The sequence below is a fragment of the Micromonospora sp. RP3T genome (assembly GCF_003027925.1).
In the GTDB taxonomy this organism is placed as follows: domain Bacteria; phylum Actinomycetota; class Actinomycetes; order Mycobacteriales; family Micromonosporaceae; genus Micromonospora.
In genome coordinates this window covers 29,534-52,822 of the sequence record NZ_PYPS01000006.1, presented here as the reverse complement: position 1 = coordinate 52,822, position 23,289 = coordinate 29,534, and the positions used below count along the sequence as shown (strand labels likewise).

Annotated in this window: 23 protein-coding genes; 13 read left to right on the top strand and 10 right to left on the bottom strand. The window is 72.9% G+C overall.

What is annotated here, in order from left to right; genetic code table 11:
• Positions 1 to 45 precede the first annotated feature (45 nt).
• From otsB to C8054_RS07165, 4 genes are all read right to left on the bottom strand, one after another.
• Positions 46 to 2,646, bottom strand: coding sequence for a trehalose-phosphatase (gene otsB / locus C8054_RS07180; RefSeq protein WP_107155944.1), 2,601 nt, complete (start codon positions 2,644 to 2,646; stop codon positions 46 to 48).
• Positions 2,643 to 4,043, bottom strand: a complete 1,401-nt coding sequence (locus C8054_RS07175; protein ID WP_107155943.1) for a trehalose-6-phosphate synthase — start codon at positions 4,041 to 4,043, stop codon at positions 2,643 to 2,645. Before C8054_RS07175 ends, otsB begins: the two co-directional genes overlap by 4 nt.
• Positions 4,044 to 4,183: 140 nt before the next feature.
• Positions 4,184 to 4,570, bottom strand: coding sequence for a hypothetical protein (locus tag C8054_RS07170; RefSeq protein ID WP_107155942.1), 387 nt, complete (start codon positions 4,568 to 4,570; stop codon positions 4,184 to 4,186).
• Positions 4,563 to 4,847: a hypothetical protein gene (locus C8054_RS07165; protein ID WP_107155941.1), complete on the bottom strand. Its 285-nt coding sequence runs from the start codon at positions 4,845 to 4,847 to the stop codon at positions 4,563 to 4,565. The genes C8054_RS07170 and C8054_RS07165 overlap by 8 nt, the downstream gene beginning before the upstream one ends.
• 213 nt (positions 4,848 to 5,060) lie before the next feature.
• On the opposite strand from C8054_RS07165, the gene ettA reads away from it, so the two are divergent.
• The 4 genes from ettA to C8054_RS07145 all read left to right on the top strand — a co-directional run bounded on the left by ettA (position 5,061) and on the right by C8054_RS07145 (position 8,560).
• On the top strand, positions 5,061 to 6,737 hold the full coding sequence (gene ettA, locus C8054_RS07160; RefSeq protein ID WP_107155940.1) for an energy-dependent translational throttle protein EttA: 1,677 nt from the start codon (positions 5,061 to 5,063) through the stop codon (positions 6,735 to 6,737).
• Positions 6,730 to 7,173 (top strand): thioesterase family protein, encoded by a 444-nt coding sequence (locus C8054_RS07155; protein WP_107155939.1) that lies wholly within the window; start codon positions 6,730 to 6,732, stop codon positions 7,171 to 7,173. The genes ettA and C8054_RS07155 overlap by 8 nt, the downstream gene beginning before the upstream one ends.
• Complete coding sequence (locus C8054_RS07150) at positions 7,170 to 7,844, top strand: hypothetical protein (protein WP_107155938.1); 675 nt, start codon at positions 7,170 to 7,172, stop codon at positions 7,842 to 7,844. Before C8054_RS07155 ends, C8054_RS07150 begins: the two co-directional genes overlap by 4 nt.
• Positions 7,845 to 7,975: 131 nt before the next feature.
• Positions 7,976 to 8,560 (top strand): YbjN domain-containing protein, encoded by a 585-nt coding sequence (locus C8054_RS07145; RefSeq protein WP_107155937.1) that lies wholly within the window; start codon positions 7,976 to 7,978, stop codon positions 8,558 to 8,560.
• Positions 8,561 to 8,584: 24 nt separating this feature from the next.
• Here the strand turns inward: C8054_RS07145 and C8054_RS07140 are convergent, their stop codons facing one another.
• The 3 genes from C8054_RS07140 to C8054_RS07130 all read right to left on the bottom strand — a co-directional run bounded on the left by C8054_RS07140 (position 8,585) and on the right by C8054_RS07130 (position 11,678).
• Positions 8,585 to 8,971, bottom strand: coding sequence for a globin (locus C8054_RS07140; RefSeq protein WP_107155936.1), 387 nt, complete (start codon positions 8,969 to 8,971; stop codon positions 8,585 to 8,587).
• Between the two features lie 78 nt (positions 8,972 to 9,049).
• Positions 9,050 to 10,417 (bottom strand): MFS transporter, encoded by a 1,368-nt coding sequence (locus C8054_RS07135; protein ID WP_199199587.1) that lies wholly within the window; start codon positions 10,415 to 10,417, stop codon positions 9,050 to 9,052.
• 232 nt (positions 10,418 to 10,649) lie between these two features.
• Positions 10,650 to 11,678: a mechanosensitive ion channel family protein gene (locus tag C8054_RS07130; RefSeq protein WP_233219532.1), complete on the bottom strand. Its 1,029-nt coding sequence runs from the start codon at positions 11,676 to 11,678 to the stop codon at positions 10,650 to 10,652.
• A gap of 309 nt (positions 11,679 to 11,987) precedes the next feature.
• On the opposite strand from C8054_RS07130, the gene C8054_RS07125 reads away from it, so the two are divergent.
• Positions 11,988 to 12,527, top strand: coding sequence for an HNH endonuclease (locus tag C8054_RS07125; RefSeq protein WP_107156075.1), 540 nt, complete (start codon positions 11,988 to 11,990; stop codon positions 12,525 to 12,527).
• Positions 12,528 to 12,535: 8 nt separating this feature from the next.
• On the opposite strand, the gene C8054_RS07120 is transcribed toward C8054_RS07125, so the two are convergent.
• The 3 genes from C8054_RS07120 to C8054_RS07110 form a co-directional block, all read right to left on the bottom strand.
• Positions 12,536 to 13,300: a class F sortase gene (locus C8054_RS07120; protein ID WP_233219531.1), complete on the bottom strand. Its 765-nt coding sequence runs from the start codon at positions 13,298 to 13,300 to the stop codon at positions 12,536 to 12,538.
• An 87-nt stretch (positions 13,301 to 13,387) separates the two neighbouring features.
• A complete protein-coding gene (locus C8054_RS07115) occupies positions 13,388 to 13,900 on the bottom strand; it encodes a hypothetical protein (protein WP_107155933.1) in 513 nt (170 codons plus the stop codon).
• Positions 13,901 to 14,011: 111 nt separating this feature from the next.
• A complete protein-coding gene (locus tag C8054_RS07110) occupies positions 14,012 to 14,458 on the bottom strand; it encodes an Lrp/AsnC family transcriptional regulator (protein WP_107155932.1) in 447 nt (148 codons plus the stop codon).
• Positions 14,459 to 14,599: 141 nt separating this feature from the next.
• Between C8054_RS07110 and C8054_RS07105 the strand changes: the two genes are divergently transcribed.
• From C8054_RS07105 to C8054_RS07070, 8 genes are read left to right on the top strand one after another with little or no spacing between them, the layout of a single operon-like run.
• Positions 14,600 to 15,484, top strand: a complete 885-nt coding sequence (locus C8054_RS07105; RefSeq protein ID WP_107155931.1) for a tryptophan 2,3-dioxygenase — start codon at positions 14,600 to 14,602, stop codon at positions 15,482 to 15,484.
• A gap of 14 nt (positions 15,485 to 15,498) precedes the next feature.
• Positions 15,499 to 16,776: a kynureninase gene (gene kynU, locus C8054_RS07100; RefSeq protein ID WP_107156074.1), complete on the top strand. Its 1,278-nt coding sequence runs from the start codon at positions 15,499 to 15,501 to the stop codon at positions 16,774 to 16,776.
• Positions 16,773 to 18,104, top strand: a complete 1,332-nt coding sequence (locus C8054_RS07095; RefSeq protein ID WP_107155930.1) for an NAD(P)/FAD-dependent oxidoreductase — start codon at positions 16,773 to 16,775, stop codon at positions 18,102 to 18,104. The genes kynU and C8054_RS07095 overlap by 4 nt, the downstream gene beginning before the upstream one ends.
• Positions 18,105 to 18,124: 20 nt before the next feature.
• Complete coding sequence (locus C8054_RS07090) at positions 18,125 to 19,606, top strand: 2-hydroxymuconic semialdehyde dehydrogenase (protein WP_107156073.1); 1,482 nt, start codon at positions 18,125 to 18,127, stop codon at positions 19,604 to 19,606.
• A gap of 20 nt (positions 19,607 to 19,626) precedes the next feature.
• On the top strand, positions 19,627 to 20,424 hold the full coding sequence (locus C8054_RS07085) for a 2-keto-4-pentenoate hydratase (protein ID WP_107156072.1): 798 nt from the start codon (positions 19,627 to 19,629) through the stop codon (positions 20,422 to 20,424).
• On the top strand, positions 20,421 to 21,350 hold the full coding sequence (locus tag C8054_RS07080; protein WP_107155929.1) for an acetaldehyde dehydrogenase (acetylating): 930 nt from the start codon (positions 20,421 to 20,423) through the stop codon (positions 21,348 to 21,350). Before C8054_RS07085 ends, C8054_RS07080 begins: the two co-directional genes overlap by 4 nt.
• Entirely contained in the window at positions 21,347 to 22,405 is a 1,059-nt protein-coding gene (gene dmpG / locus C8054_RS07075) for a 4-hydroxy-2-oxovalerate aldolase (RefSeq protein WP_107155928.1), read from the top strand. The genes C8054_RS07080 and dmpG overlap by 4 nt, the downstream gene beginning before the upstream one ends.
• Positions 22,402 to 23,175: a 2-keto-4-pentenoate hydratase gene (locus C8054_RS07070; protein WP_107155927.1), complete on the top strand. Its 774-nt coding sequence runs from the start codon at positions 22,402 to 22,404 to the stop codon at positions 23,173 to 23,175. The genes dmpG and C8054_RS07070 overlap by 4 nt, the downstream gene beginning before the upstream one ends.
• Positions 23,176 to 23,289 lie beyond the last annotated feature (114 nt).

The following is a 23,289-nucleotide window of genomic DNA, read 5'->3' as shown; positions in this document are numbered from 1 at the left end:
GCGGCCCGGGACCGTGGGGTCCCGGGCCGCGTCAGCGTGGTCGGGTTACTGCTTGAGCATGTTGTCCAGGAGCAGGGCGCAGCGGATCAGGCCGAGGTGGCTGTACGCCTGCGGGTGGTTGCCCAGGCCCCGTTCGGCCAGCGGGTCGTACTGCTCGGGGAGCAGGCCGGTGGGACCGGCCGTGTCGATCATCTGGGTGAACAGCTCCTCGGCGTCGGTGCGGCGGCCGGTGCGCAGGTACGCCTCGATCAGCCACGCCGTGCAGATGTGGAAGCCGCCCTCCCGGCCGGGCAGGCCGTCGTCCCAGTGGTAGCGGTAGACCACCGGGCCACTGCGCAGGTCCGCCTCGATCTTGAGCACGGTGGAGAGGAACCGCGGGTCGTCGCCGGGGAGCAGCCCGGACAGGCCGATCCAGAGCGACGAGGCGTCCATCTCGTCGTGCCCGTACGCGACGCTGTACGCCTCGGCCTCCGGGTGCCAGCCCTCGTCCAGCACGTTGGCCCCGATCCGGTCGCGCAGGTCGACCCACTCCGGCCGGTCCTGGCCGCCGTGCTGCCGCACCACGTGCAGCGCCCGGTCGACTGTCATCCAGAGCATGACCTTGGAGAACACGTGGTGCCGGGGTGGGAGGCGGGCCTCCCAGATGCCGTGGTCGGGCTCGTGCCAGCGGCGGCGGACCGCCTCGACCATGTTCTCCAGCACCCGCCACTCGTCGTCGCGGACCGAGCCCCGGGCGTCGGCCACCGCGGCGATCAGGTCCGCCACCGGGCCGAAGACGTCGAGCTGGAGCTGGTGGTTGGCCAGGTTGCCGACCCGTACCGGCCGGGAGCCGGCGTAGCCGGGCAGCGTGTCGATGACCGCCTCGGCGCCCAACTCGTAGCCGTCGACGGTGTAGAGCGGGTGCAGCCGCTCCGGGTGCCCGCCGGTGCGCTCCACCACGCCGTCGATCCAGCGCAGCAGCCCTTCGGCCTCCTCGGTGGAGCCGAGGTCGACGAGTGACCGCGCGGTCATCGCCGCGTCCCGCAGCCAGCAGTAGCGGTAGTCCCAGTTGCGGACGCCGCCCAGCTCCTCGGGGAGCGAGGTGGTCGCCGCGGCGAGGATCGAACCGGTCGGCTCGTGGGTGAGACCGCGCAGGGTGAGCGCGCTGCGGGCGACCAGGTCCCGGGCGGTGGTGGGCAGCCGCAGCGAGGCCACCCAGTCCTTCCAGGGCTGCTCGGCGGCGGCCTGCCGCTCGTGCACCGGCACCCGGTGCGGCTCCAGGCTCTGCGTGCCGAAGCGCAGCTCCAGCACCACCTGCCCGCCGGCGGCGGAGAGGTCCACCACCGCCTTCGCGGTCTCGTACCCGGCGTCGTTGGTGACCTCCCACTCGACGCCGGGGGAGTGCAGCGCGACCGGCTCGTTGGAGCCGAGCACCAGCAGCCCGTCGTCGAGCGGCTGGAGCTGCACCGCGACCTGCCCGAACTCGGGGCGCGGGGCGAACTCGACGCGGGCCCGCCCGGTGCCGCTGAGCACCCGGACGAGGGTCGAGTCGCCGCTGACCACGGCCGGGTCGTCCGGCGTGGTCTCCCGGACCGGCAGGTCCAGCCAGTCGGTGACGGTCAGGCCGGACCAGCGGGTCTCCACCGTCATGGTGTTGCTGCGGTAGCGCTGGCCCAGCGGGATGCCGCCGCGCTCCGGGCCGATGGTGAAGTGCCCGGCCGGGCTGCCACCCACCAGGTCGGCGAAGATCGCCGCCGAGTCCGGCTTCGGGTGGCACAGCCAGGTGATCTTGGCTTCCGGTGTGACGAGCGCGACCGTACGCCCGTTGGCGAGCATCGAGTGCCGCTCGATCGGCACCGCCCGCTCCCCGAAGAGCCAGTGCCGCCGGGTCTCCAGCAGCAGGCCGAGCGCGCGGGCCGCCTCGATCGGCTCGGCCACCCGGTAGTCGGCCTGGGTGTCGCCGGGGCCGATCTTGATGCCGACGTCCGGCCCGTGCAGGTTGCCGAACGCGTTCTCGTCGGTGACGTCGTCGCCGATGAAGAGCACCGCTCCGGCCGCGAGCTGGGTCCGGAGCTGGTCGACCGCGGTGCCCTTGTGGGTGGCCACCACCGACAGCTCGATGACCTCCTTGCCCTGGGTGACGGTGACGCCGTCCCAGGTGGCGGGGCCGCTGCGGACCGCGTCCACGGCGGCGGCGGCGACCTGCGGGTCGACCCCCCGGGTGTGTACGGCGACGCTGGCCGGCTTGCGTTCCAGCCGGACGCCCGGGTGGGCCGAGGCGATCTCGCGCAGTTCCTGGCGGAGCCGGTGTCGGACCGCGATCAGCTCCGGGCTGAGCCGCTCGACGAAGCCGATGTCGAACTCGGAGCCGTGGCTGCCGACGAGGTGCACCTCACTCGGCAGCCGGGAGAGGGTGGCCAGGTCGCGCAGCGCGCGCCCGGAGACCACCGCGACGCTGGTCTGCGGCAGCGAGGCCAGCGCCCGGATCGCGGCCACCGACTCGGGCAGCGGTACGGCCCTGGTCGGATCCTCGACGATCGGCGCCAGTGTGCCGTCGTAGTCGCAGGCGATCAGGAGTTGGGGAGTCCGGGCGATGCGGCCGATCGCGGCACGCAGTTCCGGGTCGAGCACGCCACCGGAGGAGGTGGCGGCAGCGGGCGGGGTCACGCAGCCTCCGTATCGGGGACACCGAGCTCGCTGAGGAACGACTTGGCCCAGTGGCCGACATCGTGGCTGCGCAGATGGCGCTGCATGACGCGCATCCGGCGGCGGGCTTCGGGCTTTTCGACGTGCACGGCCCGGAGCAACGCGTCCTTCACCGCGTCCGGGTCGTGCGGATTACACAGGAACGCCTGGCGCAGCTCGGTGGCGGCGCCGGCGAACTCACTGAGCACGAGCGCGCCGCCCTGGTCGGCGCGCGATGCGACGTACTCCTTGGCCACCAGATTCATTCCGTCTCGCAGCGGGGTCACCATCATCACGTCGGCGGCCACGTACATCGCCGCCAACTCGGAGCGACTGTACGACTGATGCAGATAATGAACAGCAGGCACGCCGACCCGGCCGAATTCACCATTGATCCGGCCAACCTCGCGTTCCACCTTCACCCGAAGTGCCTGGTAGTGCTCCACGCGCTCGCGGCTGGGCGTGGCGACCTGCACCATAACCGCGTCCGGAACTGTCAACTTTCCGTCAGCAAGGAGTTCCCGGAAGGCCTTGAGTCGGAGCTCGATGCCCTTGGTGTAGTCGAGCCGGTCGACGCCCAGGATGATCGTCTTGGGGTTGCCCAGCTCCTCGCGGATCTGCTTGGCCCGGGCCTGGATCGTCGGGTCCTCGGCCAGCCGTTCCATCTCCCTGGTCTCGATCGAGATGGGGAACGCGCCGGCCTTCACCTGCCGGCCGTCGACCTGGATCATCTGCCCCTCGTAGCGCAGGCCGAGCAGGTGCCGGGCCAGCCGGACGAAGTTCTGCGCCGCCAGCCGCTGCTGGAAACCGACCAGGTCGGCGCCGAGCAGGCCGCGCAGGATCTCGGCGCGGAACGGCATCTGCATGAACAGCTCGATCGGCGGGAACGGGATGTGCAGGAAGAACCCGATCTTCAGGTCGGGGCGCAGCTCGCGCAGCATCGCCGGGACGAGTTGGAGCTGGTAGTCCTGGACCCAGACCGTGGCGCCCTCGGCCGCCACGTCCGCCGCGGCCTCCGCGAACCGGGCGTTCACCAGGCGGTACGCCTCGCGCCAGCGCCGCTTGTAGGCGGGCGTCTCGACGGCGTCGTGGTAGAGCGGCCAGATCGTCGCGTTGGACTGGCCCTCGTAGTAGCGCTCCAGCTCCTCGGCGCTCAGCGGCACCGGGTGCAGCCGGATGCCCTCCAGGTCGAACGGCTCGGGCGCGGCGCCGGTGCCGCCGGCCCACCCGACCCAGGTGCCCTGGTGCTCGGCGAGCACCGGGTGCAGCGCGGTCACCAGGCCGCCGGGGCTGCGCCGCCACTGCCGTCCCTCGGGTGTGCTCACCTCGTCGACCGGCAGTCGGTTGGCCACTACGACAAAGGAGCTACGGACGGTCACGATCGGCCACCTCCGGGTACTGACGGGTCCACCGCGATGAGCGTACTGAGCGTAGCTGCGGCGTCTGATCCCCCGTGCCGGAGTCCACTACCCGCCCCCGGAACCGCCGAACCCTGCCCGTGATCTTGTCGACACCCGGCTCACAGGTCGATGACCGGCCATTCCTTCGGCAGCACCTCGCCGAGCAGCTCCCGCCGATCCGTTATGATCGGTGTGGTGGCCCGAGCGGCCTCCAGCGCCGTCTGGGCCAGGTCCATGCTGCCCAAGGTGCGCGACCAGCCACCGAGGAACATGCACGTGTCGTGCGCGACCGGCGCGACGACCGCCTGGTCGAGGTCGCCGAGAATGTCCAGAAGGCGCCAGCCGTCGGTGTTCACCCGGCGGTACGCCTCGGCCAGGCAGAGCGCGGGCACGATCACGTACTGCCCTCGGTCCGCCACCTGGACGATCTGCTCGCCGACCGTCTCGGCGCCCTCGGAATATGCCAGCAGGCACGCGGTGTCGAGCACCAGCCCGGGGTCAGCCACCGGCGGTCAACCGTCCACGGGACGACTCGCTCAGCAGCGCCGCCGCCCGGGCGCGCAGCTCCGGCGTGATCGCTGCCTGGGCCTCGTCGAGCGTGCGTCCCGCCTCGGCCAGCCGGTCGTCGGCGAGTCGGAAGCCGACCTGTCGCAGGGCCCGACGGGTGCGTTCCCCGGCCATCCGCTGCCGCACGCTCTCCGTGACGAAGGCGGAGACGTTGGGTTCCTCCGCCAGTCGCGCCGCGACGTCGTCCGGGACGCTGATCGCGATCTTCTTGGTCATACTGAAAAGGCTAGTGAGTAGTATCGAGGGCTGCAACGGGCCACGCCGTACCAGGGCTGGGGTGGGGTGATGTGGGCGCGGCCGCCCGTACCTGTCAGGATTGACGACGGCGTGCGCACGGCCGGCTCCCGGCCGGCGGCGGCGGGCGGAGTCGAAGCCCGCGCCCCGCGCCCCGCAAGCCCGCGATCGCAACCGACGGAGGTAGCCCGCACCGTGGCTCAGTTCATCTACGTCCTGGAGAAGGCACGCAAGGCGCACGGCGACAAGGTCGTGCTGGACAACGTGACGCTGAACTTCCTGCCGGGTGTCAAAATCGGTGTGGTCGGTCCGAACGGCGCCGGTAAGTCCAGCCTGCTCAAGATCATGGCAGGGCTCGACCGGCCGAGCAACGGCGAGGCCCGGCTCATGCCCGGCTTCTCCGTCGGCATGCTGGCGCAGGAGCCGCCGCTGAACGACGCCAAGACCGTCCTGGGCAACGTCGAGGAGGCGGTCGCCGAGACCAAGGCCAAGCTGGAGCGGTTCAACAAGATCGCCGAGCAGATGGCGACGGACTACTCCGACGAGCTGATGGAGGAGATGGGCAAGCTCCAGGAGGACCTGGACGCCGCCGACGCCTGGGACATCGACTCCAAGCTCGAACTGGCCATGGACGCGCTGCGCTGCCCGCCGCCGGACGCCGACGTGACCCAGCTCTCCGGCGGTGAGCGCCGCCGGGTGGCGCTGTGCAAGCTGCTGCTGGAGGCGCCCGACCTGCTGCTGCTCGACGAGCCCACCAACCACCTGGACGCGGAGAGCGTGCAGTGGCTGGAGCAGCACCTGGCCAAGTACGCCGGCACCGTCCTGGCCATCACCCACGACCGGTACTTCCTGGACAACGTGGCCAACTGGATCCTGGAGCTGGACCGCGGCCGGGCCTACCCCTACGAGGGCAACTACTCCACCTATCTGGAGAAGAAGGCCGCCCGGCTCTCCGTCGAGGGTCGCCGCGACGCCAAGATGCGCAAGCGCCTCTCCGACGAGCTGGAGTGGGTCCGGTCGAACGCCAAGGCGCGGCAGACCAAGTCCAAGGCCCGCCTCGACCGGTACGACGAGATGGCCGCCGAGGCGGAGAAGACCCGGAAGCTGGACTTCGAGGAGATCCAGATCCCGCCGGGCCCGCGCCTGGGCAGCACCGTCATCGAGGCGCAGGGCCTGACCAAGGGCTTCGGCGACCGGGTGCTGATCGACAACCTGTCGTTCTCGCTGCCGCGCAACGGCATCGTCGGCATCATCGGGCCGAACGGCGTCGGCAAGACCACGCTGTTCAAGACCATCGTCGGGCTGGAGCAGCCGACCGGCGGCGAGGTCAAGGTCGGCCCCACCGTGCAGTTGTCGTACGTCGACCAGAACCGGCAGGGCCTCGACGGGGACAAGACCGTCTGGGAGGTCGTCTCCGACGGGCTGGACCACCTCATGGTGGGCAAGGTCGAGATGCCGTCCCGGGCGTACATCGCGGCGTTCGGCTTCAAGGGGCCGGACCAGCAGAAGCCGACCAAGGTGCTCTCCGGCGGCGAGCGCAACCGGCTCAACCTGGCGTTGACGCTGAAGATCGGCGGCAACGTCATCCTGCTCGACGAGCCGACCAACGACCTGGACGTGGAGACGCTCTCCAGCCTGGAGAACGCGCTGCTGGAGTTCCCCGGCTGCGCCGTGGTCATCTCCCACGACCGGATGTTCCTGGACCGGGTCGCCACGCACATCCTGGCCTGGGAGGGCGACGACACGAACCCGGCCAGGTGGTTCTGGTTCGAGGGCAACTTCGAGGCGTACGAGAAGAACAAGATCGACCGCCTGGGCGCCGACGCGGCCCGGCCGCACCGGGTGACCTACCGCAAGCTCACCCGTGACTGACCGGTTCGTCTACCACTGCGCGCTGCGCTGGTCCGACCTGGACGCGTACGGCCACGTCAACAACGCCCGCTTCCTCACGCTCTACGAGGAGGCCCGGGTGGCGATGATGTTCGCCGGCGGCCGGGCGTGGGGCGTCGACTCGTTCGCCGACGGGGTGGTCATCCGCCGGCACGAGGTCGACTACCTGCGCCCGGTCGACTACGCGCTCGGCCGGGCCAGCGCGGAGGCCGCGCCGACGGTGCGGATCGAGCTCTGGGTCGACGAGATCCGGGCCGCCTCCTTCTCGGTCGCGTACGAGCTGTACGACGGCGACACGCTGGCCGGCACCGCCCGGTCGGTGCTGGTCCCGTTCGACCTGTCCACCCAGCGCCCGCGCCGGATCTCCGCCGACGAGCGGGTGTTCCTGCTCCGCCACGCCCCCGGGCTGACCGGATGACCGGGACGACGGGCGGGCACGGGTTGACCGGGGTGGCCGACGCCGGCGCGTTCCTCGCCCGGCTGGTCCGGCTCGACCCGGCCGTCCTGGTCCGGCTCCGTCCGGTGCCCGGCGTCGGCCGTACCGCCCTCTGGGCCCGCCTGCCCTGGGGGGTGCTCGTGGTGCGTACCGTGCCCGGGGACGCGCCCGGCGACGTCACGGTCGCCGCCGCGGACCTGTTGGCCGAACTCTCCGCCGGAGGCACGGCGCTACCGCGGCGACGCGACGACGGCTGGCGCTGGCCGCTGCCGCCACCGGTCAGCCGCCCGGTCGAGCTGCTGCCCGGCGCGGAGCTGCGCCGGATCGCGGACGCGGCGGCCGGGACGCTGCGCGAGGCGGCCACCCACGGGGTGGCGGGCCGGGCGGTCGGCCAGCGGGTGCTGCGGGACGCGCTGCTGGACCACGTCGCGGTGGTGGTGACCCCGGACGGCGCGCCCAGCGCGCCGGTGGAGGTGTCGCAGCGGCTGGTGCAGGGCGTGGTGCGGCTCGGCTTCCTCGGCACCGGTGCCGGCGACGTTCAGGTGCGGGTGGCCGGTCACTGGGTCGGGCTGGTCGGGCCGTACGGGGCGGCGTGGTCGCGGACGGTCGCGGACCTTGCACTCACGCCTACCCGGGTTCATCCGAACGGATGACCCGGCATCATTCTTCCGGGCTGGGGCGGCCGGTGGGGGGATGCCTCCTGCCGGCTGTCCGGGTACCGTCCATCCTCGGATCCAACGCACCGTAGGCGGCTGGATCCGCTGGGGAGTGAGGTGCGCGAGCGATGCCGTGGTGGTCATGGCGCCCCGGTCCCGCCGGTGGCGGCGAGCCGGAAACCCGAAGCGGGACCACAGTGGACGACAACGTCCGGGTCGGGCCACCGACCCCACGCCGGCCGGACGACGACGCGGCGGCGCCCGAGCGGCCGGTCATCGCGGACATGCCGGCCACTGTCGCCCCGGTCACGCTGAGCCGGGTCTGTGACGCGCTCGACCTGCTCGACGTGCGTTACCTGGCCGACGGTGACGGCAACCTGCTGGCCATGTGGGAGCGGCACGCCGTGCTGGTCGCGCTGGAAGGGCCGGAGGACGAGATCCTCGTGATGCGGGCCCGTCCACACGCGACGGTGCCGCCGGACTGGGCCGACCGGGCCTACCGGGTGGTGAACGAGTGGAACCACACCCGACGGTTCTGCAAGGCGTACATCGGCGACCCGACCGAGCGTGGCCAGCTCCCGATCTACGCCGAGCTGCAGGTGCCGCTCGGCGCCGGCACCCACGACGCGCTGCTGGTCGAGATGCTCGACTGCGGCGCCGCGGTGGCCACCACGTTCGTCGACTGGCTGCACGACGAGGGCGCCCTGCTCTGAGCCCGAGCCGCCGGGCGGCGCCGGTCAGCCGGCGGCCGGGTCGTCCGCCACGTTCACCATGAAGTACGCGGCCCGCTCCAGGTAGTCCCAGAGCGCGACGGCGAGCTGCGGCGGCAGGTCCAGCGTGTCCACCGCGTGCCGCATGTGGCGCAGCCAGGCGTCGCGTTCGGCGGCGCCGATCCGGAACGGGGCGTGCCGCATCCGCAACCGTGGGTGCCCGCGCTGGTCCGAGTAAGTGCGCGGGCCGCCCCAGTACTGGATCAGGAACAGGGTCAGCCGGTCCGCCGCCGGGCCGAGGTCCTCCTCCGGGTACATCGGCCGCAGCAGCGGGTCGTCGGCGACGCCGGCGTAGAACTCGTCCACCAGCTTGCGGAAGGCGGGTTCACCGCCGATCGCCTCGAACAGCGTCATCGACTCGCCTGGGGAAGTCACGCTCCCATCCTGCCAGGCGCGACCCGGTGGCCGCGCCCGCCCGCCGGGCGGCGGAGGTCACGTCACCGCGTGCCGGTGCCGGGCTCGCTCCAGCCCCCGGTCGCCCCCGGCCGGCTCCCGGGCCGCCGTGGGTCCGTTCCCGGCGGCCGACTCGGCGCGGGCGGCGTCGACGGCCGCCCCGATCGTCGCCGGGCGGGGCCAGGTGACCGCCGCGACGACCATGAGCAGCACCCCGGCCGCGCTCCACACCCCGACCACTGTCGGAATGGTGAACCGCTCGGCGAGCGCGCCGGTGGCCAGCACCGAGACGCCCTGCAGGATCTGCGTGCCGCTGGCCATCACGCCGAACGCCCGCGCCCGGTAGCCGTCCGGCAGCGCCTGCACGAAGAGGCCGTTGGCGACCGGGACGATGCCCCCGACCGCGAAGCCGCACGCGGCGGCCAGCAGGGCCACCACCACCGGTGGCGGATCGAGGAGTGAGGGGACGAGCACCGCCGGCGCGAGGACCGCCAGCGGCGGCATCAGGGCCAGCCGGCGGGCCGGCGTGGCGAGCCGGCCGATCAGCAGTCCGCCGACGACGTAGCCGACCGGGTTGGCGGCCATGATGACCGCCTGGGCGGTGCCGGTGTCCATGCCGCCGTCGGTGCGTTCGGCGGCCCAACCTGCGGCCAGCCCCTCGGGCACGATCGAGAAGAGCATGGCGCTGAACACCAGCACCGCGATGGCGCGCAGCACCGGCCGCTCGAAGACGATGCGGAAGCCCTGCGCGGTCTCCCGCAGCAGGTGACTGCGGTGCGCCTCGGTCATCGACGGGGCGCGGTCGCGCAGGCCGAACCGGACCAGCGCGGCCGACAGCGCGAACGTGCCCGCGTTGAGCAGCAACGCGGTGCTCGGATTCAGCACCGCGATGGTCGCCCCGGCGAGGTAGCCGACGACCTGGGCGGCCTGCGCCGCACTGGTCGAGGCGGCGAGGCCCACCACCAGCCGGTCGCCGGTGAGGACGTGCGGCAGCAGCGCCGAGCGCGCCGCCTGGCTCGGCGGGTTGGCAAGCGTCGCCAGGAAGATCAGGCCGAGAATCGACCAGGCCGGCATGAACGGCATGGCGACCAGCACCATCAGCGCCATCCGGATCAGATCGCAGAGCACCATGACCCGGCGGTAGCGGTGCCGTTCGGCGAGCGCCGAGAGCAGCGGGCCGCCGATCAGCCAGGGCAGGTAGCTGGCCGCGAAGGCGGCGGCGGAGAGCGCGACCGACTGGGTCTCGCGCAGCACGAGCACGGTGACCGCGGCCTTGGCGAGGTAGTCGCCGACCCAGGACAGGACGTTGGCGGCGAACAGCGCGCGGAACTCCGACTGGCCGAACACGTCACGGAAGGTGGCCGGACTCTCCTCGGCGGGTCGCTGGTCGGACACCGTCGCCTCCATCGTTCCGAGCCGGCCACTTGTGATGGCCCGACCGGGAACCGTCGTCAGATCAACCGATCGGCGAGGACACGACACACTCCCCGGGGGAGCGTGTTCACCGGATTCTGCCCGATCGTCTGACAACTGACTAGGGCGAACGGATTGATCGTCGCATCTCCGACTGAACGAACGGACGATACCCGAGGGGCCGCGCGAGGCGCGACCCCCGGAAATCGGTCGTCCGCGCCGGCCCTCAGGCGGTCCCGCCGGTGCCGGTTCCCTCCGGCCGGAGCGGTGCCGGCGGCTGCGGCGGCAGCCCGGGATAGAGCCGGGCGGCGGCGATCCGGGCGGTGATCCCGGAGTTCTCCAGCGCCTCCGCGAGTCGGCGGCGCAGCTCACGGCCGACCGCGAACTGTCCGTCGGCGGTGGTCTTGACCACGGTGCGGATCACCGCGCCGTCGACGGTCATCTGCTCCACGCCGAGCACCTCCGGCTGCTCCACGACCTGTGGGGCCAGCTCCGGGTCCAGCGCCACCGACGCCGCCGCGGTCCGCAGCACCGCGGTGGCCTCCTCGGTGCCGGCGAAGCCGATCGGCAGGTCCACCACGACCAGCGCCCAGCCCTGGCTCTTGTTGCCGACCCGGATGATCTCCCCGTTGCGGATGTACCAGAGCACGCCCCGGCCGTCGCGGACCGTGGTGACCCGCAGGCCCACCGCCTCCACCACGCCCGTCGCCTCGCCGAGGTCGACCGTGTCACCCACCCCGTACTGGTCCTCGATCAGCATGAACAGGCCGGCGATCAGGTCCTTGACCAGGCTCTGCGCGCCGAAGCCGAGCGCCACGCCGGCGATGCCGGCGCTGGCCAGCAGCGGCGCCAGGTCGAAGCTGAACTCCTTGAGCACCATCAGCAGCGCGATGCCGAAGACGAACGCGGTGACCATGCTGCGCAGCACCGACCCGATCGCCTCGGCGCGCTGCCGCCGGCGTTCCGGCACGAACTGCTCCGGGTCGAGGGTGGCGCTGGGGATCCGCTCGCGCAGCGGCCGGAGCATGGTCGGCACCGAGCCCTGGGTGGTGGTACGCACCAGCCGGTTGATGGTGCGGTGCACCGCCCAGCGGGCGGCGACGGCCAGCAGCAGGATCAGCGCGATCCGCAGCGGCTTCAGCAGGATCCAGTAGCTGCTCTCGGCGAACCAGGCGGAGTTGGTGGCCCGGTACACCCACTCGCAGGAACTGCTGCCCTGGCAGTCCGGGCGCCGGTCGGAGACGGCGGACAGCACGGCGGTGATCAGGTCGGAGACATTCACCGGAAATTCGTACCGCACCGGCGGCGCACGGACCGCACGGACCCGCCCCGACGGGGCGGCCCGGGGGCGGCGATCATCCCGGCTGGAACCGGCCATCTTGGCACGCCGGGGTCAGCCTCCCAGCGGGTACCCCGGATTAGTGCGTGCAATCCGGGGCGCGATCAGGGACTATTGGCCCAACGGACGTCGGTGATCCGGCCGGCGCCGGGGCCGTTCCGCGCAGTGCGCGGGGCGGTCTCGGCGTGGTGGCGGCGGGAGGGCTGGACCGGGAGGGTGAGCGCGATGCCTGACATACGACCCACGGCGGGCTCCGGTGCACTCGTTCTCAACGCCACCTACGAGCCCCTGTGCGTCGTGTCGGTGCGTCGGGCCGCCATCCTCGTCCTCTCCGCCAAGGCGGTCTGCGTGGCCGACGGCGAGGGCATCCTGCACAGCGCGCGCAACGCGCTCCCGGTGCCCTCCGTGGTACGGCTGACCCGCTACGTCCGGGTGCCCTACCGCACCCAGGTGGGCCTCTCCCGCCGGGGGATCTTCGCCCGGGACGGGTGGCGGTGCGCCTACTGTCGCGGGCCTGCGGAGACCATCGACCACGTCTTCCCGCGTAGCCGGGGCGGCCGGCACGCCTGGGAGAACGTGGTGGCGGCCTGCGCGCGTTGCAACCACACCAAGGGCGACAAGACGCCCGCCGAGTTGGGCTGGCGGCTGCACCACCTGCCGGCGGCGCCGAAGGGCAGCGCCTGGCGGGTGCTGGGGCACCGCGCCCCCGACCCGCGCTGGGCCGACTGGCTCGACCTGCGCGAGCCGGAGCCCGAGGCGGCCTGACCGGCCGCTCAGCGCGCCTGCACCAGCGACGCGTAGACGACCAGGTTGTCGGCGTACCCGGTCGCGCCGCCCACCCAGCGACCACCGCAGGTGATCAGCCGCAGGTTGGGGCGGCTGAAGTCGCCGTAGACCTCCTGCACCGGCAGCTTCTCCTTGCCGTACCGCTCGATCGAGGTCACCTCGAAGACCGCCACCGACCGGTCCTGGCGGGTCACCTCGATCCGGTCACCGTCGTCGAGCTCCCGCAGCCCGTGGAAGACGGCCGGGCCGGTGGTGGTGTCGACGTGACCCACGAGCACCGCCGGGCCGTACTGGCCGGGGGTCGGGCCCTGGTCGTACCAGCCGACCTCGCCGGCCCGGCTGACGTCCGGCACCGCGATGCTGCCGTCCGGCGCGATGCCCACCCGGTGCACCGGGGCACGCAGGTTCAGCTTGCCGATGGTCAGGTCGGTCGGCGGGCTGGCCGGCAGCACCGGGAACTTCTTCGGCGCTGGTCGCAGGCCGGCGACGATCCGGTCCGGCAGCACGCTCGCGCCGGTCACCCGCTCCACGCCGAGCATCGCCACGATCAGCACCATCAGCCCGGCCACCACCAGCACCGGGACGCCGGGGCCGGGCGTCGGGGCGTACCGGCGGGTGGTGGGCGTGGTGGTGCGGGCCGCGACCGGGCGGACGTGCGGGTCGGCGGTGGCGACGCTGGCCGAGAACGCGTGCCCGGCGGCGTGGGCGAACCGGCGCGCGGCCCGGGACGTCACGCGGAGCGCGGCCCGCAGCCGCCCGGTCCGGTCCGGCCGGTCGGCGGCGGGGCGGGTCCGGCCGCGGCGGGCGCGGCGTGGTGAGCGGGCCATGGCCGCGTCCCGTCAGACGCGGCCGCCGGGCTTGCGGCGGGCGCTCACGCCGGCGATCACGGCCACCGCCGCGAGCCCTCCGACCAGCAGCAGCGAGCCGGTGCCCCGACCGCTGGCCGCGGTGCCCCCGCCGCCGGTCGCGGGCCCCTTGCTCGGCTGCGACATGTTCAGCACGGTGAGCATGGTCGAGGCGGTGTTGCCGTTGGCGCAGTCCAGGTTCACCGGGTAGTCGCCGGGCGCCTTGTTGCCGGGCACGGTGACCGAGCCGGTGAGGAAGCCGTTGTTCGACCGCAGCGTCACCCGGCCGAACGCGTCCGAGGTGACCTGGGCCTGGCGGTTGTTGTTGGCGTCGCAGCCGGCCCGGAGGTTCACCCGCGAGCCCGCCTGGACGCTGTTCGGCGTCACCTCGATGAAGACACTCTCCCCGGCCCGGGCCGGTACGGCCGTGGTGAGGACGAACGCCGCGACCAGGCCGAGCAGGCCCAGTACGGATGACAGCGCGCGATGTGACAGGAGCCCTGGCATGATTCCCCCCTCCCGGTGCGACGGCGCACCGGAATCCTGCTGACGGGCAGCGGGGGCTGCCTTCCCGGCCGGCCGGGGAGTTAACCGGGGCCCCTTCCGCTACCGGAGGCGTTAACCGGGGGCCCCGCCTTTCACCACCGGGTGCCAGGACAGGGGCGTGGACAGGACCATGGTGCTGGAGGGCTGGCCGTAGGGGGCCAGGCGGTCGATGACGGCCTCGAACTCGCCCATCGAGGCGGCGGCGACCTTGAGCATGCTGCACGCGTCGCCGGTGATCCGGTGGATCTCCATGATCTCCGGCCACCGCGTCACCGTCGGGTCGTTGAGGATGCAGCGGGAGCCGTAACAGGACATCCGGATCAGCGCCAGCACGGTCCGCCCGGCCCGGGCCAGGTCCACGTGGGCGTGGTAGCCGGTGATCACCCCGGACTCCTCCAGCCGCCGGACCCGCTCGGCGACGGCCGGCGGGGACAGGTGCACCCGGCGGGACAGCTCGCTGAACGACAGCCGGGCGTCGGCCTGGAGCTCCCGGAGCAGCGCCCAGTCCATGTCGTCCACGCGGCGGCCTTTCTTCCGTGAAGTCGGAGACCCGAGATGCTTTCGGCTCGTGAGGTCAGACCACCATACCGCCGTTGAACCGGCATTCCCTCGGCCCGCGTACCGGCGAGATCATGGCGATTACCCCGCGCACGGACGGAGATGACGGTGGAACACACGACGGCGGTGCGCCCGGCCACCCCGCAGCAGCGGGCGGCCCGAGCGGCGCGCAACGGAGGCGAGCCGACGCTGGAGTTCGCCGAGCGCGTGCCGTACGACGCGTACGTGCACGCCAGCACGCTGCACCAGCTCCAGCAGCCGCTCAGCGACGACCCGGGCGAGATGTCCTTCCTGATGGTCAGCCAGATCATGGAGCTGTACTTCAAGCTGACCTGTCACGAGCTGCGGCACGCCCAGCGCGAGCTGCGGGCCAACCGGATCTGGGAGGCGCTGCCGCCGCTGCGCCGCGCCGCGCTGCACCTGGAGGGGCTCAACGCCGCCTGGCAGGGGCTGCGCTGGATGACGCCGGCCGACTTCAACCGGTTCCGGGACCGGCTGGGCGAGGGTTCGGGCTTCCAGTCCGCGATGTACCGCCAACTGGAGTTCCTGCTCGGCCTGCGGGACCCGGCGCTGATCCGCCCGTTCCGCCGGCAGACCGACGTGCACGCCGAGCTGACCGCCGCGCTGGCCACGCCGAGCCTCTGGGACGACGTGATGGCGCTGCTCGCCCGCCGCGGCTTCCCGCTGCCGGCCGAGCTGCTGGAGCGGGACGTCGCGGTCGAGCACGAGTCGCACCCGGCGGTCGAGGCGGCCTGGGTGCGCGTCTACGGCGACGGTGGTCCGGACAACCACCTGCGCCTGCTCGGCGACGCGCTCACCGAGGTGGCCGAGCAGTTCGGCGACTGGCGGTGGAACCACGTCAAGGCGGTGCAGCGCACCATGGGCGCGAAGGTCGGCAGCGGCGGCTCGGCCGGCCTGGCATGGTTGCAGCGCAGCATGGCCCGGGTGGTCTTCCCGGAGCTGTGGTCGGCCCGTACCGCGATGTGACCGGAGAACACACGATGATCACCCCCGAGAGCGAAGCCCACCGGCTCGACGCCGCCGACCCCGGCCACCGGCACCTGTTCCACGTGCCGCCGGCCGAGGGCGGGCGGCACCCCGACGTGGCGTACCTGGCCGGCAACTCGCTGGGCCTGCAACCCCGGGCCACCCGGGACGAACTCGTCGCCGACCTGGACGCCTGGCGTCGGCTGGGCGTGGAGGGGCACCTGGAGGCGGAGCGGCCCTGGCTGTCGTACCACGAGTTGTTGACCGCGCCGGCCGCGCGACTGGTCGGCGCGCTGCCCACGGAGACCGTGGTGATGAACTCGCTCACGGTGGACCTGCACCTGCTGATGGTGAGCTTCTACCGGCCCGCCGGGGAACGCACGAGGATCGTCATCGAGGACAGCGCGTTCCCGTCGGACAGCTACGCGGTGCGCAGCCAGGCCCGGTTCCACGGCCTGGACCCGGACGCCACGGTGGTGCGGTTGAAGCCGCGCCCCGGTGCGGACACCCTGCGCACGTCCGACGTCACCGACTTCCTGGCGGCCGAGGGGCACACGGTGGCGTTGCTGCTGCTCGGCGGCGTCAACTACCTCACCGGCGAGCTGATGGACATCCCGGCGATCACCGCCGCCGGGCGGGCCGCCGGCGCGGTCGTCGGTTGGGACCTGGCGCACGCGGCCGGCAACGTGCCGCTGGCGCTGCACGACTGGGACGTCGACTTCGCCGCCTGGTGCTCCTACAAATATCTCAACTCCGGTCCGGGCGCGCTGGCCGGCGTCTTCGTCCACGAACGCCACCTCGGCGACGCGTCGCTGCCCCGGTTCGAGGGCTGGTGGAGCACCGAGGCGGCCACCCGGTTCGAGATGACGCCGGTGTCCCGCCCGCCGGCCACCGTGGAGGCGTGGCAGATCTCCAACCCGCCGATCCTGGCGATGGGCCCGGTACGCACCTCGCTGGCGCTGTTCGACGCCGTCGGCATGCCCGCGTTGCGGGAGCGTAGCCTGCGGCTCACCGGCTGGCTGGAACGGCTGCTCGACGAGGTGACGCCCGGCCGGCCGCTGACCGTCATCACACCGCGCGACCCGGCCCGCCGGGGCTGCCAGCTCTCGGTGCGGATCTCCTCGGGTAGTGCGAGCGAGCTGACCAAGCGGCTGCGGCACGAGCACGGCGTGATCGCCGACGCCCGGGAGCCGGACGTGGTCCGGTTCGCGCCGGTGCCGCTCTACTCGACGTACCACGACTGCTGGCGGGTCGCCGACGCGCTGGCCGCGACCGTGGAGGCCGCCTCATGAGCACGGAACGCGACGAGATCGCAGTGGTCGGCGCCGGGCTGGCCGGCTGCCTGCTGGCCTGCTTCCTGGCCCGGCGCGGCTACCCGGTGGCGCTCTACGAGCGGCGGGGGGACCCGCGCACCGGCACCGTCGAGCGCGGGCGCTCGATCAACCTGGCGCTCTCCGAGCGCGGCCTGGACGCGCTGCGCCGGATCGGCCTGGACGAGCAGGTGATGGCGGACGCGCTGCCGATGCGCGGCCGGATGATCCACCCGGTCGAGGGCGGGCCGCAGTTCCAGTCGTACAGCGTCTCCGGCGACCGGGCGATCAACTCGATCAGCCGGGGCGCGCTGAACAACGCGCTGCTCGACGCCGCCGCCGCGCTGCCGGGCGTGCGGGTCGCGTTCGACCACCGGCTGGTCGGCCTCGACCCGGTCGGCGGCGAGATGACGTTCGAGACCCCCGAGGGCAAGGTCACCGCCACCGCGTCGGTCGTCCTCGGCGCGGACGGCGCCGGCTCCGCGGTGCGCGGGCAACTGCTGGCGTACGGGGGGCTGACCGAGAGCCTTGACTTCCTCGACTACGGCTACAAGGAGCTGACCATCCCGCCGATCGGCGGGGAGTTCGCCCTGGACCCGGGCGCCCTGCACATCTGGCCGCGCGGCACCTCGATGATGATCGCGCTGCCGAACCCGGACCGTTCCTTCACCTGCACGCTGTTCTGGCCCACCCACGGCACCCGCAGCTTCGCGTCGCTGAGCAGCCCGGCCGCGATCGAGCGGTTCTTCGCCGACCACTACCCGGACCTGGTCCCGCTCGCGCCGAACCTGGTCGACGACTACCAGCACAATCCGGTCGGCGTGCTCGGCACGGTGCGCTGCACGCCGTGGCAGGTGGCCGGCCGGGTCGGTCTGCTCGGCGACGCCGCGCACGCCATCGTGCCGTTCTACGGTCAGGGCGCGAACTGCGCGTTCGAGGACGTGGTCGAGTTGGACCGCTGCCTCGACGAGTGCGACGACGAGTGGGCCGCCGCGCTGCCGCTGTTCCAGCACCGCCGCCAGGACGACGCGGAGGCGATCGCCCGGATGGCGCTGGCCAACTTCGTGGAGATGCGGGACAAGGTCGCCTCGCCGGTGTTCCGGGCCCGCAAGACGGTCGAGCACGCGCTGGAACGGGCGCTGCCCGGCCGCTACGTCTCCCAGTATGAGCTGGTCTCGTTCTCCACCACCCCGTACGCCCAGGTGCGCCGCCGCGTCCGCCGGCAGTACGCCGCCGTCGGCGCGGTCGCGGCCGGCGCGGTGGCGCTGCTGGCCGCCGGTGTCGGCGCGGCGTCGGGGAGGCGGCGGTGACGCGCTGGGACCCCCGGCTGATGACCGGGCACGCGCCGGACGGCCCCGGCCTGCTGCGCAACTTCGTCGGCGGCGCGTTCGTCGACGCCGGCCCCCGGTTCACCAAGCGCAGCCCGGTCACCGGCGAGCCGGTCTTCGAGGTGGTGGAGGCGTCGGAGTCGGTGGTCGACGACGCGGTGGCCGCCGGCCGGGCCGCGTTGCGCGGCCCGTGGGGCCGGATGGGGGAGCGGGAACGCGCCGAGGTGCTGCGCCGGGTCGCCGACGAGTTGGAGCGCCGCTTCGACGACCTGGTGGCGGCCGAGGTGGCGGACACCGGCAAGGCCATCTCGCAGGCCCGCACGCTGGACATCCCGCGCGGCGCGGCCAACTTCCGGGCGTTCGCCGAGATCGTGGCGACCGCGCCGACCGAGTCGTTCACCACGGTCACCCCGACCGGCGGCCGGGCGCTCAACTACGCGGTCCGCAAGCCGGTCGGCGTGGTCGCCGTCATCGTGCCGTGGAACCTGCCGCTGCTGCTGCTCACCTGGAAGGTCGCCCCGGCGCTGGCCTGCGGCAACGCGGTGGTGGTCAAGCCCAGCGAGGAGACGCCGGCGTCGGCCACGCTGCTGGCCGAGGTGATGGCCGCGGCCGGCGTGCCGGACGGCGTGTTCAACCTGGTGCACGGCTTCGGGCCCGGTTCGGCCGGCGAGCACCTGACCCGGCACCCGGGCGTGGACGCGATCACGTTCACCGGCGAGTCGGCCACCGGCAGCGCGATCATGCGGGCCGCCGCCGACGGCGTGAAGGCGGTCAGTTTCGAGCTGGGCGGCAAGAACGCCGGCCTGATCTTCGCGGACGCCGACCTGGACGCGGCGGTCGCCGGCTCGGTGCGGTCCAGCTTCACCAACGGCGGCCAGGTGTGCCTCTGCACCGAGCGGATCTACGTGCAGCGGCCGGTCTTCGAGGAGTTCACCGCGCGGCTGGCGAAGCGCGCCGACGAGCTGGCGTACGGCTGGCCGGCGGACGAGGCCACGGTGAACATGCCGCTGATCTCGCACGCCCACCGGGACAAGGTGCTCGGCCACTACGCGCTGGCCCGTACCGAGGGCGCCGAGGTGCGCGCGGGCGGCGGCACGCCGCGTTTCGGCGACGCCCGCGACGGCGGCGCGTACGTGCAGCCGACCGTGCTCACCGGCCTCGGGGCGGACGCCCGGACCAACCGCGAGGAGATCTTCGGACCGGTGGTGCACGTCGCGCCGTTCGACTCCGAGGACGAGGCGTACGCGCTGGCCAACGGCACCGACTACGGCCTGGCGGCGACCGTCTGGACCCGGGACGTGGGGCGGGCGCACCGGGCCGGGGCGCGGCTGGACGCCGGCATCGTCTGGGTCAACACCTGGTTCCTGCGCGACCTGCGCACCCCGTTCGGCGGCGTGAAGGCGTCGGGTGTGGGCCGCGAGGGCGGCGTGCACTCGCTGGCGTTCTACTCCGAACTGACCAACGTCTGCGTGGATCTGACGTGACCGCGAGTGAGGAGCCCGACATGACGGTGGACATCGAGGCCGCCAACCGGGAACTGGCGGTGGCCCGGCAGGAGGGGAAACCCTGCCCGCCGCTGCGCGGCCGGCTGCTGCCGGAGGGCGACGTCGAGGCCGCGTACCAGGCGCAGCAGGTCTACACCCGGCAGCGGCTCGGCAAGGGGCACCGCCGGGTCGGCGCGAAGATCGGCCTGACCTCGCGGGCGGTGCAGGAGAGCTTCGGCGTCTTCCAGCCCGACTTCGGGATCCTCTTCGACGACATGGCCGTCGGCGACGGCGTGGAGGTGCCGATCGACCGGCTGCTCCAGCCCCGGGTGGAGGCGGAGATCGCGTTCGTGCTCGGCGTCGACCTGCCGGACGAGCGGGTCACCACCGTCGACCTGATCCGGGCCGTGGACCACGTGCTGCCGGCCATCGAGATCGTCGACTCGCGGATCGCCGGCTGGGACATCTCCATCGTGGACACGATCGCGGACAACGCGTCCAGCGGGCTGTTCGTGCTCGGCACCGCGCCGCGCCGGCTGGCCGACGTGGACCTGCGGCTGTGCGGCATGGTGCTGGAACACGCCGGCGAGCCGGTCTCGGTCGGCGCGGGCGCGGCCTGCCTCGGCAACCCGCTGCACGCGCTGGCGTGGCTGGCCGGCACGCTGGCCCGCGCCGGTGACCCGCTGAAGGCCGGTGACGTGGTGCTGTCCGGGGCGCTCGGACCGATGGTGCCGGTCACGCCCGGCGCCGCGTACGAGGCGCGGATCTCCGGGCTCGGCTCGGTGCGGACCTGTTTCTCCCGGGAAGGACACTCATGAGCGTCGGCGTTGCGGTGCTCGGGTCGGGCAACATCGGCACCGACCTGATGATCAAGGTGCTCAGGCTCAGCACCGAACTGCGGATGGTGGCGATGGCCGGCATCGACCCGGCCTCGGACGGGCTGGCGCGGGCCCGCCGGCTCGGCGTGACCACCACCGCCGAAGGCGTCGACGGCCTCGTGGCGCTGCCCGAGTTCGCCGACGTGGAACTGGTCTTCGACGCCACCTCGGCCGGCGCGCACCGCCGCCACGACGAGGTGCTGCGCGCCCACGGCCGGACCGTGGTCGACCTGACCCCGGCCGCGCTCGGCCCGTACGTGGTGCCGCCGGTCAACCTGGACGAGCACCTGACCGAGCCGAACGTCAACATGGTCACCTGCGGCGGGCAGGCCACCGTGCCGATCGTGCACGCGGTCGGCCGGATCACACCGGTCGCGTACGGGGAGATCGTCGCCTCGATCGCCTCGAAGTCGGCGGGGCCGGGCACCCGGGCCAACATCGACGAGTTCACCGAGACCACCGCGCGGGCCATCGAGGTGGTCGGCGGCGCCGAACGCGGCAAGGCGATCATCGTGCTGAACCCGGCCGACCCGCCGCTGCTCATGCGGGACACGGTCTACTGCCTCTGCCCGGACGCCGACGCCGACCGGGCCGCGATCGCCGCCTCGGTGGCCGACATGGTCAAGACCGTGCAGGAGTACGTGCCCGGCTACCGGCTCAAGCAGGAGGTGCAGTTCGACCCGGTGGACACGTACGCGCCGGTGCTCGGCCGGCACGTCACCGGGCTCCAGGTCTCGGTGTTCCTGGAGGTCTCCGGCGCCGGGCACTACCTGCCCGCGTACGCCGGCAACCTGGACATCATGACGTCGGCCGCGCTGCGCACCGCCGAGCGGCTGGTCACGCTCCGGAAGGCGGCTGTGCGATGACCGACCTCTACATCCAGGACGTGACGCTGCGCGACGGCATGCACGCCATCGCCCACCGCTACACAGTCGACCAGGTCCGCACCGTCGCCGCCGCGCTCGACGCCGCCGGGGTGGCCGCCATCGAGGTCGCGCACGGCGACGGGCTGGCCGGCTCCAGCGTCAACTACGGTCACGGCGCGGCCTCCGACGCGGAGTGGATCTCGGCCGCCGCCGAGGTGCTGACGAACGCCCGGCTCACCACGCTGCTGCTACCAGGCATCGGCACCATCGCCGACCTGAAGGCGGCGAAGGCGCTCGGCGTGACGAGCGTGCGGATCGCCACCCACTGCACCGAGGCGGACATCTCCGCCCAGCACATCGCCTGGGCCCGGGAGAACGACATGGACGTCGCCGGGTTCCTGATGATGTCGCACCTGAACGACCCGGCCGGGCTGGCCGCCCAGGCCAGGCTGATGGAGTCGTACGGCGCGCACTGCGTCTACGTCACCGACTCCGGCGGCCGGCTGCTGATGTCCGACGTGGCGCAGCGCGTCGACGCGTACCGGCAGGTGCTGGCGCCGGAGACGCAGATCGGCATCCACGCGCACCACAACCTGTCGCTGGGTGTGGCGAACAGCGTGCTCGCGGTCGAGCACGGCCGCGTGCTCGGCGACGGTCCGGTCGGCTCGCCGTCCGGGCGCACCGTGCGGGTGGACGCGTCGCTGGCCGGCATGGGGGCGGGCGCCGGCAACGCCCCGCTGGAGGTGTTCGTGGCGGTCGCCGAGCTGCACGGCTGGAAGCACGGCTGCGACGTGTTCGCGCTGATGGACGCCGCCGACGACCTGGTCCGCCCGTTGCAGGACCGGCCGGTCCAGGTGGACCGGGAGACGCTCTCCCTGGGGTACGCGGGCGTCTACTCCAGCTTTTTGCGCCACGCCGAGCGGGCCTCGGCGAAGTACGGCGTGGACGTGCGCTCGATCCTGGTCGAGCTGGGTCGCCGCCGGATGGTCGGCGGCCAGGAGGACATGATCGTGGACGTGGCGCTGGACCTGGCGAACAAGGAGAGCAGCTCATGATCGGGCCGGACGTCGCGGAAATCGCCGAGAAGCTGGGCGCGGCGGCCGACTCCGCCACCGCCATTCCGCAGCTCGCCGCCGAGACCGGCCTCGACGTGGACGCCGCGTACGCGGTGCAGGCCGCGTTGGTGCAGCGCCGCCTCGACCGCGGTGAGCGGCTGGTCGGGCTGAAGATGGGGCTGACCAGCCGGGCCAAGATGGCCCAGGTCGGCGTGGACGAGGTGATCTGGGGCCGGCTCACCGACGTGATGCGGGTGCCGGACGGCGGGACGGTCGACACCGGCGACTTCATCCACCCCCGGGTCGAGCCGGAGGTGGCGTTCCTGCTGGACCGGCTGCCCGGGCCCGGTGAGCCGGTCGGCGCGTTCACCCGGGCCGTCCGCGCGGTCGCCCCGGCGATCGAGCTGATCGACTCCCGGTACGCGAACTTCACGTTCTCGCTGCCGGACGTGGTCGCGGACAACACCTCGGCCGCCGCGTTCGCGATCGGGCCCTGGTCACCGGTGCCCGACGGGCTGGACAATCTCGGTGTGCTGCTGGAGATCGACGGGCGGGTGGCGCAGGTCGGCTCGACCGCCGCCATCCTCGGTGACCCGCGCCGCGCGTTGGACGAGGGCCTGCGGCTGGCCGGCCGGTACGGCGTGCGGCTGCGCAAGGGCTGGGTGTTCCTGGCCGGCGCGGCCACCGCCGCGGTGCCGCTGCGCCCGGGCGCGCACGTGCGCGCCGTGGTGGAGAAGCTCGGTACGGCCTCCCTGAAGGCGCTGCCGTGAGCGCGGGGGTGGGGGTTCCGGGCAGCCCGGCCCGCTCCGGGCGGTCAGGCTTGATCCCTGCGCGGGCCGGGCTGCCCGGAACCCCGTCGTGGTCGTCGTCCGCGTCGTCGTCCC

What these genes read in the sequence shown, in the direction of transcription:
- C8054_RS07165 (WP_107155941.1), bottom strand. Translation starts at nt 4,847, where the DNA reads ATGACCAAGAAGATCGCGATCAGCGTCCCGGACGACGTCGCGGCGCGA.
- C8054_RS07150 (WP_107155938.1), top strand. Translation starts at nt 7,170, where the DNA reads ATGACCGGGACGACGGGCGGGCACGGGTTGACCGGGGTGGCCGACGCC.
- C8054_RS07145 (WP_107155937.1), top strand. Translation starts at nt 7,976, where the DNA reads ATGCCGTGGTGGTCATGGCGCCCCGGTCCCGCCGGTGGCGGCGAGCCG.
- C8054_RS07140 (WP_107155936.1), bottom strand. Translation starts at nt 8,971, where the DNA reads ATGACGCTGTTCGAGGCGATCGGCGGTGAACCCGCCTTCCGCAAGCTG.
- C8054_RS07135 (WP_199199587.1), bottom strand. Translation starts at nt 10,417, where the DNA reads ATGGAGGCGACGGTGTCCGACCAGCGACCCGCCGAGGAGAGTCCGGCC.
- C8054_RS07125 (WP_107156075.1), top strand. Translation starts at nt 11,988, where the DNA reads ATGCCTGACATACGACCCACGGCGGGCTCCGGTGCACTCGTTCTCAAC.
- C8054_RS07115 (WP_107155933.1), bottom strand. Translation starts at nt 13,900, where the DNA reads ATGCCAGGGCTCCTGTCACATCGCGCGCTGTCATCCGTACTGGGCCTG.
- C8054_RS07105 (WP_107155931.1), top strand. Translation starts at nt 14,600, where the DNA reads ATGACGGTGGAACACACGACGGCGGTGCGCCCGGCCACCCCGCAGCAG.
- kynU (WP_107156074.1), top strand. Translation starts at nt 15,499, where the DNA reads ATGATCACCCCCGAGAGCGAAGCCCACCGGCTCGACGCCGCCGACCCC.
- C8054_RS07095 (WP_107155930.1), top strand. Translation starts at nt 16,773, where the DNA reads ATGAGCACGGAACGCGACGAGATCGCAGTGGTCGGCGCCGGGCTGGCC.
- C8054_RS07090 (WP_107156073.1), top strand. Translation starts at nt 18,125, where the DNA reads ATGACCGGGCACGCGCCGGACGGCCCCGGCCTGCTGCGCAACTTCGTC.
- C8054_RS07085 (WP_107156072.1), top strand. Translation starts at nt 19,627, where the DNA reads ATGACGGTGGACATCGAGGCCGCCAACCGGGAACTGGCGGTGGCCCGG.
- C8054_RS07080 (WP_107155929.1), top strand. Translation starts at nt 20,421, where the DNA reads ATGAGCGTCGGCGTTGCGGTGCTCGGGTCGGGCAACATCGGCACCGAC.
- dmpG (WP_107155928.1), top strand. Translation starts at nt 21,347, where the DNA reads ATGACCGACCTCTACATCCAGGACGTGACGCTGCGCGACGGCATGCAC.
- C8054_RS07070 (WP_107155927.1), top strand. Translation starts at nt 22,402, where the DNA reads ATGATCGGGCCGGACGTCGCGGAAATCGCCGAGAAGCTGGGCGCGGCG.